This is a genomic window from Micromonospora palythoicola (assembly GCF_036689795.1).
Lineage (GTDB): Bacteria > Actinomycetota > Actinomycetes > Mycobacteriales > Micromonosporaceae > Micromonospora > Micromonospora palythoicola.
Map to the genome: position 1 here is coordinate 1 of NZ_JBAGKI010000102.1, position 12459 is coordinate 12459.

At 73.8% G+C, this 12459-nt stretch carries 11 protein-coding genes; 7 read left to right on the top strand and 4 right to left on the bottom strand.

Translation table 11 applies throughout. From position 1 onward, the window contains the following. Window positions 1-103: 103 nt before the first annotated feature. Both V5O40_RS26740 and V5O40_RS26745 read right to left on the bottom strand, forming a co-directional pair. Window positions 104-895 (bottom strand): site-2 protease family protein, encoded by a 792-nt coding sequence (locus V5O40_RS26740; RefSeq protein ID WP_332908031.1) that lies wholly within the window; start codon window positions 893-895, stop codon window positions 104-106. Beyond that, complete coding sequence (locus V5O40_RS26745) at window positions 895-1095, bottom strand: hypothetical protein (RefSeq protein WP_332908032.1); 201 nt, start codon at window positions 1093-1095, stop codon at window positions 895-897. The genes V5O40_RS26740 and V5O40_RS26745 overlap by 1 nt, the downstream gene beginning before the upstream one ends. Before the next feature lie 178 nt (window positions 1096-1273). Here V5O40_RS26745 and V5O40_RS26750 point away from each other — a divergent pair, with 178 nt between their 5' ends. From V5O40_RS26750 to V5O40_RS26765, 4 genes are all read left to right on the top strand, one after another. Beyond that, a complete protein-coding gene (locus V5O40_RS26750; protein ID WP_332908033.1) occupies window positions 1274-1480 on the top strand; it encodes a hypothetical protein in 207 nt (68 codons plus the stop codon). A gap of 74 nt (window positions 1481-1554) precedes the next feature. Beyond that, window positions 1555-3459 (top strand): bifunctional adenosylcobinamide kinase/adenosylcobinamide-phosphate guanylyltransferase, encoded by a 1905-nt coding sequence (gene cobU / locus V5O40_RS26755; RefSeq protein WP_332908034.1) that lies wholly within the window; start codon window positions 1555-1557, stop codon window positions 3457-3459. After that, window positions 3449-4222 carry an adenosylcobinamide-GDP ribazoletransferase gene (locus tag V5O40_RS26760; protein WP_332908035.1) on the top strand — a complete coding sequence of 258 codons (774 nt, stop codon included), beginning with the start codon at window positions 3449-3451 and terminating at the stop codon, window positions 4220-4222. Before cobU ends, V5O40_RS26760 begins: the two co-directional genes overlap by 11 nt. 67 nt (window positions 4223-4289) lie before the next feature. After that, on the top strand, window positions 4290-5579 hold the full coding sequence (locus V5O40_RS26765; RefSeq protein ID WP_332908036.1) for a DUF2314 domain-containing protein: 1290 nt from the start codon (window positions 4290-4292) through the stop codon (window positions 5577-5579). A gap of 6 nt (window positions 5580-5585) precedes the next feature. Here the strand turns inward: V5O40_RS26765 and gcvT are convergent, their stop codons facing one another. After that, window positions 5586-6710 (bottom strand): glycine cleavage system aminomethyltransferase GcvT, encoded by a 1125-nt coding sequence (gene gcvT / locus V5O40_RS26770; protein WP_332908037.1) that lies wholly within the window; start codon window positions 6708-6710, stop codon window positions 5586-5588. A gap of 163 nt (window positions 6711-6873) precedes the next feature. Here gcvT and V5O40_RS26775 point away from each other — a divergent pair, with 163 nt between their 5' ends. Next, window positions 6874-8445: a leucyl aminopeptidase gene (locus V5O40_RS26775; protein ID WP_332908038.1), complete on the top strand. Its 1572-nt coding sequence runs from the start codon at window positions 6874-6876 to the stop codon at window positions 8443-8445. Between the two features lie 123 nt (window positions 8446-8568). On the opposite strand, the gene V5O40_RS26780 is transcribed toward V5O40_RS26775, so the two are convergent. Then, window positions 8569-8898: a hypothetical protein gene (locus tag V5O40_RS26780; RefSeq protein ID WP_332908039.1), complete on the bottom strand. Its 330-nt coding sequence runs from the start codon at window positions 8896-8898 to the stop codon at window positions 8569-8571. Between the two features lie 179 nt (window positions 8899-9077). On the opposite strand from V5O40_RS26780, the gene lpdA reads away from it, so the two are divergent. Both lpdA and sucB read left to right on the top strand, forming a co-directional pair. After that, window positions 9078-10469, top strand: coding sequence for a dihydrolipoyl dehydrogenase (lpdA, locus tag V5O40_RS26785; protein ID WP_332908040.1), 1392 nt, complete (start codon window positions 9078-9080; stop codon window positions 10467-10469). 72 nt (window positions 10470-10541) lie between these two features. Beyond that, window positions 10542-12368: a 2-oxoglutarate dehydrogenase, E2 component, dihydrolipoamide succinyltransferase gene (sucB, locus tag V5O40_RS26790; RefSeq protein ID WP_332908041.1), complete on the top strand. Its 1827-nt coding sequence runs from the start codon at window positions 10542-10544 to the stop codon at window positions 12366-12368. Window positions 12369-12459: the final 91 nt, after the last annotated feature.

The following is a 12459-nucleotide window of genomic DNA, read 5'->3' on the forward strand; positions in this document are numbered from 1 at the left end:
GGGCCCCCGGCCCCCCCCGCGGCGCGGGCGCCGGGCCCGCCCCCCGCCCCCCCGGCCGGCCTCACCCCCCCCCGCCCGGGCGCACGCCTCCGCTGGGTCGGGCTCAGCCCTGCCAGAAGCGGACCAGGTCCAGACCGGTCGCGTACAGCCACGGCGGCAGGCCGAGCAGGTCGCCGATGGCGAAGACGGCGGTGAAGAACCAGCCGCCGATCGTCGGGTTCCACAGCAACGCGAACAGCAGGATGAACCCGTACGGCGCGAACAGGTCGTACATCCGCCGGTACTGCGAGGTCAGCCACGGCTGGACCATGTTGCCGCCGTCCAGCCCGGGCACCGGCAGCAGGTTGAGCAGGCTCGCGGTGACCTGGAGGAAGGCCAGCAGGGCCACCGCCGCCCAGAACTCCACCGGTCCACCACCGCCCGCGCCGAGCCGCAGCACCACCACCAGCACGAGTGCGAACAGCACGTTCGTGGCGGGTCCGGCGAGGCTGACCAGGGTGTGCCGTAGCCGCCCCGGGATGACGTGCCGGTCCACCCAGACCGCGCCACCGGGCAGACCGATGCCGCCGAGCAGCACCACCACCACCGGCAGCGCGATGGACAGCAACGGATGGCTGTACTTCAACGGGTTCAGGGTCAGGTAGCCGCGGTGGGCCACCCCCCGGTCACCGCTGCGGTACGCCACCACGGCGTGGGCGTACTCGTGCAGGCACAACGAGACCAGCCAGCCGGAGACGACGAAGCCGAACACGGTGAGCCGGACGTTGCCGATCCCGTGCCAGGTCAGCACGGCGCTGGTCACCAGCAGGGCGACCAGCGCCAGGAAGACCGGGCTGGGCCGGAAGGCCGCCCGGGGCACCCCGAGCACCAGCGGCTCGGAGTCCCGGGGTGTCATCACTCGGCCACGGGCTGCAGGCTCATCCGGTACTCCACCCGATCGTCCTCCAGGAGCGCGACCGAGGTGACGCCGGACGCCGCGAGTTCCCGCCAGGTCTGACCGATCCAGGACTCGGCATCCGCCTGGCTGGCGAACGACTCGGCCGGCCCGTCGACCGACTCGCCGTTCGCACCCTCGTACCGCCAGCTCCACGCCATGTGCGCGTCTCCCCTCGCCGCTGCTGCCCCTTGGGGCGGACCTCCGCCAGCGTAGTCGTACCGCAGCACCGCCGACCGGGCCACGGGCGGCGATCGGCGGCCCGGCCGACGCCCGGGCGGGACTGAGCCTGCCGCGGCCGGGTATGTCGTTCGGGAACCCGACGCACAGGAGGCGACAATGACGACACCGATCCCGCAGATGGACACGGCGGAACTGCGCGACATCGCGGTGCGCGGCGGCATCGAGGGCGCGCGGGAGATGGACCGGGAGGAACTCGTCGACGCCCTGCAGGCCCGCCCCGGCGAGGGGGCCTGGCAGGAGGATCCGAAGCCGGCGGACGTCAATCCCAACGACGTCAGGTACCAGTCCCCCGACCGGCGCTGACCGCATCGCGGGCCGGCGGCGCGCTGCCCTACCTGCGGTCCGCCGACCCGCCCGCTGGACGTAAGGTACGCAGCATGTCCCTTGACGGGTGGAACACGCTTCTGGTCCTCGGCGGCATCCGGTCCGGCAAGTCGGAGTTCGCCGAGTCCCTGGTCGCCGACGCGTCCACGGTCCGCTACCTGGCGACCGCCGCCGACCCGGGGGACGACCCCGAGTGGGCCGCCCGCCTGGCCGCGCACCGCGCCCGCCGGCCCGCGACCTGGAGCACCGAGGAGACCGCGACCGACCCGCGTCGCCTCGCCGACGTGATCTCCACCGCCCGGCCGGAGGACACCCTGCTCGTCGACGACCTCGGCGGCTGGGTGACGGTCCTGCTCGACCCGGCGCACCAGCCGGCCGACGACACCGCCACCGTCGACGAACTGGCCGCCGCCGTGCGGTCCTGCGCCGCGCGGCTGGTGCTGGTCAGCCCCGAGGTCGGGTTGTCCCTGGTACCCACCACACCGCTGGGCCGGGCGTTCACCGACGCCCTCGGCGCGGTCAACCGCGCGGTCGCCGACGCCTGCGACACGGTGGTCCTGGTGGTCGCCGGCCAGCCGTGCCGGTTGAAGCCCGCCGCCGCCCGACCCGCGCTCTCCGACGCGCCACCGGCCGCTTCCGCCCCGTCGGCCGTAGCCGCCACGGTGCCCGCTCAGGCCGGACCGACCGGTGAGTCGTCGGAGATTCCCGAAGCTGCGCCGCTGCCCGACTCGCCGCCGGTGACCAGGCCGCAGCTGCCCGCCGAGCCCGCCGCCGAGAGCGTCGGCACCGGCTGGACCGCGCCCACCACGGCCCTCCCGCTGGTCGCGACCGGCCTGGTCATCCAGCCCGGCATGGAACTGCCCATGCCCGACGAGTACGCCGGGCCGCAGGCCGTCGACCGGCTGGCGAGCCTGGACGTGCCGGGCGCCGGGCTCGGTGCGCTGGAGCAGGTCGTCTCGTTCGCCGCCGCCACCCAGGGCACCCCCACCCCGGCCCCGTGGCGGTCGGTGCGGGTGCTGCTGGTGCACGGCGACCACGCGGGCGGAGTCGCCGCCGGCACGACGGCCGGTGAGTCGGCCCGCCGCGCCGAGCAGGCCCGAGCCGGGCAGGGCGTGCTCGCCCGGCTGGCCGCCGAGAGCGGCGCGAGCCTGCAGGTGGTGGCCGCCCCCGCCGCCGCGCCCATCGAGCACGGCCCGGCGCTGGACGCCGATCAGGTGGACTCGGCCCTGCGCCACGGCTGGCGGCTGGCCGAGGAGGCGGCGGACGCCGGCGTACAACTGCTGGTGCTGGCCGCGTGCGGCGCCGGCACCGAGGCCACGGCCGCGGCGGTGCTGGCCGCGACCGCCGGAGCCGAGCCGCCCGCGGTGCTGGCCCGGGTGGTCACCGTGGACGGCGAGATCGACGACGCGGCCTGGATGGTTCGCTGCGCCGCGGTCCGCGACGCCCTGCACCGCACCCGTCGTTCCTCCCGCAACGCCATGAACGTGCTCGCCGAGTTGGGCGGTGGGGACATCGCCGTCGCCACCGGCATCCTGCTGGGCGCGACCGCCCGCCGGCTGCCGGTGCTGCTGGACGGCCCCGTCGGGGTGGCCGCCGCGCTGATCAGCCGGGACCTGGCCGGACAGGCCCGGCACTGGTGCCTGCTGGCCGACGACGGCGGTCACCCGGCCGTCCGGCTCGCCGCCGACGTGCTCGGCCTGGATCCGCTTACCCGGTTGCGGCTCGATCTCGGCGAGGGGGCGAACGCGCTCACCGTGCTGCCGCTGCTGCGGTCGGCGCTGGCGTTGGCCGCCGCGTTGCCGTCCCGTCCCGAGGGCGACGACAGCGAGGGCGACGAGCCGGGCCCGATCGAGGAGACGGAGCCCGACTTCCACGAGCCGGAGCCCGAGGGTCCCGGCCCGACCACCACCGCGCCGGCCGCGGAGCCGGCGGAGACATCCGCCGCCCGTGCCGGGTGAGCTGCGGCTCGGCGACGGGGCGCGGCTGGCGCTGACCACCCTCACCATCCTGCCGCTGCGCGTCGGCCGGGTCGACCGGGCCACCGCCGGCACGGCGATGACGCTCGCCCCGGCGGTCGGCGCGCTGCTCGGTGTGCCGCTGGCCGGCATCCTGCTGCTGCTGGCCGCCGGCACCGCGCCGCTGGTCGCCGCCGGGGTCACCGTCGCGGCGGCGGCGGTGCTCACCCGGGGGCTGCACCTGGACGGGCTGGCCGACACCGTGGACGCGCTCGGGTCTTACCGGCGTGGACCGGCCGCCCTGGAGATCATGAAGAAGCCGGACGTGGGGCCCTTCGGCGTGGTCGCCCTGGTGCTCGTCCTGCTGGTGCAGGCCGCCGCGCTGGCCGAGCTGGCCGGCCGGTCCCGCCCGGCGGTGTTCGCGGCCGTGCTGACGGCCACGGCGGCGGGGCGGCTCGGGGTGGCCCTGGCCTGCCGGCGAGGGGTGCCGGCGGCGCGACCGGAAGGGCTGGGTGCGCTCGTCGCCGGCAGCGTCGGTCCCGTCGCGCTGGTCGTCACCACCGCCGCCGTCGCGCTGCTGGCGGTCGCGGCGGTGCCGCACCAGCCGTGGCAGGGCCCGCTGGTGGTGCTGACGGCGCTCGCCGTCGCGGCCGGGCTGCTGCGGCACGTGGTACGCCGCCTCGGCGGGATCACCGGCGACGTGCTCGGCGCCACCGTCGAGCTGGTAACCACGCTCGTCTACCTGGGACTGGTGCTGTCCGCCTGAGTCGGTGGCCCGGCGCCGGGTAGCGTACCTGCGACGACAGCACCGGCGCGGCCACCCGGGGGACGACATGCTCATCACCGACGACTTCCTGCCCGTTCCGGTTCCGGAGTCGCTGAGCGCGACCTATCTGGTGCCGACGGCCGGACTGCCGTCGGTGACCGCCCGCACGGCCGTGGAGAAGCTGGCCGGCCGGCTCGCCGAGCCGGTGTACGGACTGGCCCGACAGATGCTGGACAGTCCGCTGATGAGCGTCGACATCCGGCCCGTCGGCGAGTTTCCCGAGCTGCCACCGGACCTGCTCACCGCGTTCGGGGCCAGCGAGGCGCAGTTGGACCGGTTGGCCGCGGCGACCCACCTGGTGGTGGTGCAGGCGGAGTACCGGCCGGGCTGGCCGCCCGCTCACGAGTGGGCCGCGCGGGCGGTCGCCGCGGCGGTCGCCGAGGCGGTGGGCGGCGACGTGGTGGACGTCTTCGGCCTGCAGTTCCTCGACCCGGCCGCGGCGCTGCGCACGCTGCCCGACGCGCAGGGCCGGGTCCGGCTGGTCGACTGGGTGCTGGTGCCCTACTCGTCGGACGCCGAGGGGCTCTGGTTCACCACCAAGGGGCTGCGCCGCTTCGGCCTGCTGGAGTTGCAGACCCAGGGGGTGCCCGACCATCTCACCCGGGCCTGGGGTGCGGTGATGACCGGTGCCGCCCGGCGCCTGCTGCGGGACTGGACCGACGGGTTGGCCGGCGAGGAGATCCCGGCGTTCGTGCAACTGCCGGTGCTGGCCACGGTGACCGGCCACGACATCGCGGTGGCGTACGGCAATCCGGAGCAGCACGGGGCGACCGCGCCGGTGCTGCTCCGCCTGGAGCTGGACCCGGCCACCGACCCGGACGCCGACTCCTTCCTCAGCCTGCGCCCGCCGGCCGGGCACCCCGGCCCCGCCGGGCGATACTTCGCCAACGCCTGCGCCACCCTCTTCTCCGGGATCCAGCCCGACGTGCGGTACGCCCGCTCCGGTGACGCGATGAGCAGGGCGATCGCCACCGCCCGCGCCGGACTGGCGGACATCCGGGCCCGGTTCCGCGACGGTCAGCTGCCGCCGGAGACACAGCTGGTGGTCAAGTACGGGCTGCCGGGCGACGACGGCCCGGAGTACGTCTGGGCCGGGGTGACGGACTGGGACTCCCCGGACCGGGTCGTCGGTGCCAGCGCCAGCGACGCCAACACCGACCCCACCGTACGCATCGGCTCCCCGGTCGTCGTGGCGGTCGCCGACATCGTCGACTGGGCGGTCCTGAACGCCGACGGCGTCATCGAGGGCGGCTGGACCCAGGCCGTCCTGGACGCCGGCCAACCCCCCACCCCCTGACCGGTCTTACTTGACGGAGGGGTGGATGAAGGGGGGGCGGGTCAGGTGGGCGGGGGTGCGGCGGTTGCGGATGTCGATGTGCAGCTCGGCACCGTCGGGGAGGGCGGGGGCGGTGTCGATGAGCGCGAGGGCGATGCCCTGCTTGCGGGTCGGGCTGAAGGTGCCGCTGGTCACGGTGCCGACCCGGGTGTCGCCCGCGTAGACGGCCATGCCGGGACGGGGGATGGCACGTTCGACGGCGACCAGGCCGCGCAGCGTACGCGCCGGACCGGCGGCCTTCTCCGCGACCAGCGCGTCACGGCCCCAGAAGGCCGGCTTGTCCCAGCCGACCGCCCAACCCGAGCGGGCCTGCACCGGCGTGATCTCCAGCGAGAGGTCCTGTCCGTGCAGCGGGTACCCCATCTCGGTGCGCAGCGTGTCCCGTGCGGCCAGCCCGCACGCCTGCGGCGCCGGCTCGGCGGCGAACAACGCGTCCCACACCGCGACCGCGTCACCGGCCGGCACCACCAGCTCGTAGCCCAGCTCGCCGGTGTAGCCGGTACGGCACACGGTCAGCCCGACCGGGCCGAGGGCCGCCGGCGAGAAACTCATGTACCCGTGCCCGGTGGGCAGGCCGAGCGCGCCCAGCAGGTCCGCCGCCCGGGGCCCCTGCACCGCCAGTACGGCGTACCCCTCGTGCTCGTCGGTGACCGTGACCCGCGGCGGCGCGGCGGCGCGCAGCCGGCGCACCACCTCGGCGCTGTTCGCCGCGTTCGGGATGAGGAAGACGTGGTCGTCGGCGTGCAGGTAGGCGATGATGTCGTCCACCACGCCGCCGGTCGCCTCGTCGCAGCACAGGGTGTACTGCGCCCGCCCCGGGCCGATGCGCCCCAGGTCGTTGCTGAGGCAGGCGTTGACGAACTCCGCCGCTCCCGGCCCGGTCACCCGCACCTTGCCCAGGTGTGACACGTCGAACACGCCGACGCCGGTACGCACCGCGGTGTGTTCGCGCAGCACCCCGCCGCCGGCGTACTCCAGGGGCATCTCCCAGCCGCCGAACGGAGCGAACTTGGCGCCGAGCGCGGTGTGCCGGCCGGCCAGCGGGGAACGACGCAGCCGGGTCGCGGCGGCGTCGGTGGTCACCTCGGTCATGGGTGGCAACTTACCGGGACGCACCGGGCTGGTTAGCATCGGCGGGACCGCCGGATCACCCGGCGGGGCAGCACTGACGTCCGGCGGGTAAATCATCCGCCGGGGAACTCCACCGCCGGTACGCCACCACGCGACCGGCCCGGCCCGCCCGGGAGCAGCCTCCGTGACATCGCCCAGCACCACCCTGAGCCTGGTCGACACCGACCCCGCCGAACTCGCCGTCGACGCGATCGTGATCGGCGTGCACAGTACGACCGGCGAGCAGGACGCCACCCGCGGCCTCGCCGGCACCCTGCTGCTCGCCAGCGGCGCCGAGAGCATCGCCGCCGCCTTCGACGGCAAGCTGACCGAGACGCTGGCGCTGCTCGGCGCGACCGGCGGTCCCGGCGAGGTGATCAAGTTGGCGACGCTGGGCACGGTCACCGCGCCGGTGCTGGCCGCCGTCGGCCTCGGCCCCGAGCCCAGCGGCGCGGCCCCCGCCCCGGAGACGCTGCGCCGGGCGGCGGGCGCCGCCGTGCGGGCCCTGGCCGGCGCGTCCCGGGTGGCGATGACGCTGCCGCTGCCGGACGACGCCGACGCCGCCGACGCGCTGCGCGCCGTCGCCGAGGGCGCGCTGCTGGGTGGTTACCGCTTCGCCGGGTACAAGACCAGGCCGCAGCCGACCCGCCGCGAGCCGGTCGCCGAGGTGCTCGTCGCCGTGCCGGACGCCGCGGACGCGGCAGCGCAGGCCGAGGTGACCCGGGCCGGCACGGTGGCCGGCGCGGTCCGGCGTACCCGCGACTGGGTCAACATCGCCCCGAACGAGCTGCGCCCGCCGGCCTTCGCCGACGCGGTCGCCGAGGCCGGTCGGGCGGCCGGGCTGGCGGTCGAGGTGCTCGACGAGGTCGCCCTGCGCGAGGGCGGCTACGGCGGCATCATCGCCGTCGGTCAGGGCTCGGAGGCTCCGCCCCGACTGGTCAAGCTGACCTACACCCCGGCCGGTGGCGGCTCCGGTAAGCGGGTCGCGCTGGTCGGCAAGGGGATCACCTTCGACACGGGTGGCATCTCGATCAAGCCGGCCCAGGGCATGTGGGAGATGAAGTCCGACATGGCCGGTGCGGCGGCGGTGGCGGCCACCATGCTGGCGGTGGCCGAGCTGAAGCCGTCGGTGACGGTGACCGGGTACGTGCCGATGGCGGAGAACATGCCGTCGGGCACCTCGTACCGGCCGGGTGACGTGGTCACCATGTTCAACGGCAAGAAGGTGGAGGTGCTCAACACCGACGCCGAGGGCCGGATGATCCTCGGCGACGCGATGGCCCGGGCCTGCGCCGACGGCTGCGACTACCTGTTCGAGACCTCCACCCTGACCGGCGGTCAGGTCGTCTCGCTGGGCAAGCGGATCTCCGGCGTGATGGGTACCGCCGAGCTGTGCGAGCGGGTCCGAGGCGCCGGTGACGCGGTCGGCGAGCCGGCCTGGCCGATGCCGTTGCCGGACGACGTGCGCAAGGGCATGGACTCCGACGTCGCGGACATCTCGCAGGTCAACGCGGGCATGGACCGGGCCGGTCACATGCTCCAGGGCGGTGTCTTCCTGCGTGAGTTCGTCACCGACGACGTCGCCTGGGCACACATCGACATCGCCGGCCCGTCGTACCACACGGGCGAGGCGACCGGCTACTGGACCAAGGGCGGCACCGGCGTCCCGGTCCGCACCCTGCTGCACCTGATCGACGACGTCGCCACCAACGGCTGAGCCCCGCGCGGGCTGCGCAAGATCCGATCAGTTTCGGGGAAGTTGCTGTCTCCACGCGCCGGGAGGCGGCAACTTCCCCGAAACTGCTGCCTCGCGGCGACGCGGGAGCGGCGTGAGCGCGGGTCAGTACTGATCGGGGCGGCGTTTGCGGCGCTCGTTGTAGTCGCGCATGCGTTGCGGGTAGCCCATCAGCGCCACGTCGTAGATCGGGATGCTCAGCCGGAACGCGAACCGCCGCGCGCCGTCCGGCCCGTCGATCCGGCGTCGGGTCCACTCCCCGTCGTCGGCGATCAGGATCACGGTCGTCTCGGTCACGGTGGTACGCGGCTCGATGTACGCCTCGACGCCCTTACGGGTACGGACGAAGTTCTCAAGGTGCTCCAGATCGGCACGATTGGCCGTACGGTCAGGGTCAGCCGCGCGTGGTCGCTTGCTTCGCCGGAACAGTCCCACCGAGCCGTCTCCCCAGTCGTGGCGTATCGAAGGCAGAGCCAAGGGTACGTGGCGGCGACGTGTCGTTGGGCACCTCGGTACGCGGGTGCGACGCGGTGGTGACAAGATGGCCGAGGTGGGGTGTGTCCGTGTTACCCCGCCGTGACCCCCGATGCAGCGAAGCGACCTGGGAGTTGGACGTGAGCGAGCCGAACGACGCAACCTTCGACATCGTCATCCTCGGAGGTGGTAGCGGCGGTTACGCGACCGCCCTGCGCGCCGCCCAGCTGGGCCTTTCCGTGGCGTTGGTGGAGAAGGGCAAGCTCGGGGGCACCTGCCTGCACAACGGATGCATCCCGACCAAGGCGCTGCTGCACGCGGCCGAGATCGCCGACCAGACCCGCGAGTCGGAGCAGTTCGGCATCAAGGCCGAGCTGGTCGGCATCGACATGGCGGGGGTCAACTCGTACAAGGACGGCGTGATCTCCCGGCTCTACAAGGGCCTGCAGGGCATGCTCAAGGGCAACAAGTCGATCACGATCGTGGAGGGGCACGGCAAGCTCGTCGCGCCGAACGCGGTGGAGGTGGACGGCAAGCGGTACACCGGCCGCAACGTGGTGCTGGCCTCCGGGTCGTACGCCAAGAGCCTGCCGGGCCTGGAGATCGACGGCGAGCGGGTCATCACCAGCGACCACGCCCTGACCCTGGACCGGGTCCCCGCCTCGGCGATCGTGCTCGGCGGCGGGGTGATCGGCGTCGAGTTCGCCAGCGTGTGGAAGTCCTTCGGGGTGGACGTGACGATCGTCGAGGCGCTGCCCCGGCTCGTCGCCGCCGAGGACGAGGAGTCGTCGAAGGCGCTGGAGCGGGCCTTCCGCAAGCGGAAGATCAACTTCAAGGTCGGCAAGCCGTTCGAGAAGGTCGAGAAGACCGACAACGGCGTGAAGGTGACCATCGCCGGTGGCGACACCGTCGAGGCCGAGCTGCTGCTGGTCGCGGTCGGCCGGGGCCCGAACACCGCCGACCTCGGCTACGAGGAGCAGGGCGTCAAGGTCGACCGCGGCTACGTGCTGACCGACGAGCGGCTGCGCACCAACGTGCCGAACGTCTACGCCGTGGGCGACATCGTGCCCGGTCTCCAGCTCGCCCACCGCGGCTTCCAGCAGGGCATCTTCGTCGCCGAGGAGATCGCCGGCCAGAACCCGGCGGTGATCGACGAGGCGGGCATCCCCCGGGTCACCTACAGCGACCCGGAGCTGGCGTCGGTCGGCCTCACCGAGGCGAAGGCCAAGGAGCAGTACGGCGCGGACAAGATCAAGACTTACAACTACAACCTCGGCGGCAACGGCAAGAGCCAGATCCTCAAGACGGCCGGTTTCGTGAAGCTGGTGCGGGTCGAGGACGGGCCGGTGGTCGGCGTGCACATGGTCGGCGCGCGGGTCGGCGAACTGGTCGGCGAGGCGCAGCTGATCTACAACTGGGAGGCGTACCCGGGCGAGGTGGCGCAGCTCGTGCACGCCCACCCGACGCAGAACGAGGCCCTGGGCGAGGCGCACCTCGCTCTTGCCGGCAAGCCGCTGCACGCGCACGCCTGATCACGACGTATCCGCGGCGTCCGGCGACGGGCGGCGCTCCCCCCACCAGGGAAATGAAGGAGTCTGGAGAACATGCCGGTATCGGTCACCATGCCCCGGCTCGGCGAGAGCGTCACCGAGGGCACCGTCACGCGCTGGCTCAAGCAGGAGGGTGACACCGTCGAGGTCGACGAGCCGCTGCTCGAGGTGTCCACCGACAAGGTCGACACCGAGATCCCGTCCCCGGCGGCCGGGGTGCTGACCCGGATCGTGGTGGGCGAGGACGAGACGGCCGAGGTCGGCAGCGAGCTGGCGGTGATCTCCGGCGAGGGCGAGTCGGCCGGCGGTGGAGCCGCCCCGCAGCAGGAGGAGGAGGCTCCCGCCGAGCAGGCCGCCGAGGCGGCGGCGGAGCCGCAGGCCGAGGCGGAGCAGCCGGCCGTCGAGGAGCCGGCCGAGCAGCCGGCGCAGGCGGCCCCGTCGGGCGAGGGCACTCCGGTGCAGATGCCGGCCCTGGGCGAGAGCGTCACCGAGGGTACGGTCACCCGCTGGCTCAAGCAGGTCGGCGAGACCGTCGAGGTCGACGAGCCGCTGCTGGAGGTCTCCACCGACAAGGTCGACACCGAGATCCCCTCGCCGGTCGCCGGCACCGTGCTGGAGATCAAGGTCGCCGAGGACGAGACCGCCGAGGTCGGCGCGACCCTGGCCGTGGTCGGTGCCGCCGGTGGCGCCCCGGCCGAGTCGAAGCCGGAGCCGAAGCCCGAGGCCAAGCCGGAGCCCGAGGCCAAGCCGGAGCCGAAGCCCGAGGCCGCGGCGAAGCCGGAGCCGCAGGTGTCCGAGCCGACGCCGGGCATGTCGTACAACGAGCCGGCCGCCGAGGCCGAGACGGCGCAGGAACCGGTCAAGGCCGAGCAGGCGGCGCAGCCGGCGGCTCCGGCACCGCAACGCGCGGCGGCACCGTCCAATGGCGGCGAGCAGGCGGCCGGTTACGTGACCCCGCTGGTACGCAAGTTGGCCAGCCAGCACAACGTGGACCTCGCCTCGGTCAACGGCACCGGGGTCGGTGGCCGGATCCGCAAGCAGGACGTTCTGGACGCGGCGGAGAAGGCCAAGGCCGCCAAGGCCGCGCCGGCTCCGGCGGCAGCGCAGCCGGCGGCCGGGGCACCGGCCAAGCCGGCCGCCAAGCCGCAGCCGAGCGCCAAGCGGGGCACCACCGAGAAGCTGCCGCGCATCCGCGCGGCGATCGCCAAGCGGATGCTGTCGTCGCTGCACGAGATGGCGCAGCTGACCACGGTGGTCGAGGTGGACGTCACCAAGATCGCCAAGCTGCGGGCGCAGGCCAAGGAGTCGTTCCAGCAGCGGCACGGCGTCAAGCTGTCGTTCCTGCCGTTCTTCGCCCTCGCGGCCATCGAGGCGCTCCAGGCGTACCCGATCGTCAACGCCAGCATGGACCTGGACGGCGGGACGATCACCTACCCGGACGCCGAGAACCTCGGCATCGCGGTGGACACCGAGCGGGGCCTGCTGGTGCCGGTCATCCACAACGCCGGTGACCTCAACCTGGGCGGCATCGCCAAGCGGGTCGCCGACCTGGCCGAGCGGACCCGGACCAACAAGATCAGCCCGGACGAGATCGCCGGTGCGACCTTCACGCTGACCAACACGGGCAGTCGGGGCGCCCTCTTCGACACCCCGATCGTGCCGTCGCCGCAGTCGGCGATGCTGGGTACGGGTGCCGTGGTCAAGCGTCCGGTCGTGGTCAACGACCCGGAGCTGGGTGAGGTCATCGCCGTACGCCAGATGGTCTACCTGGCTCTGTCCTACGACCACCGACTGATCGACGGCGCCGACGCGGCCCGCTTCCTGACGGCGGTCAAGGAGCGCCTGGAGGCCGGCAACTTCGAAGCCGAACTGGGCCTCTAACCCCCAGCGCACCACAGCGGGGCGGGCCCCGGCGGGCGGCGCGGGGGGGGCCCCCCGTGCGCCCACCCCCACAGGGGTTGTTTTTTTTTTG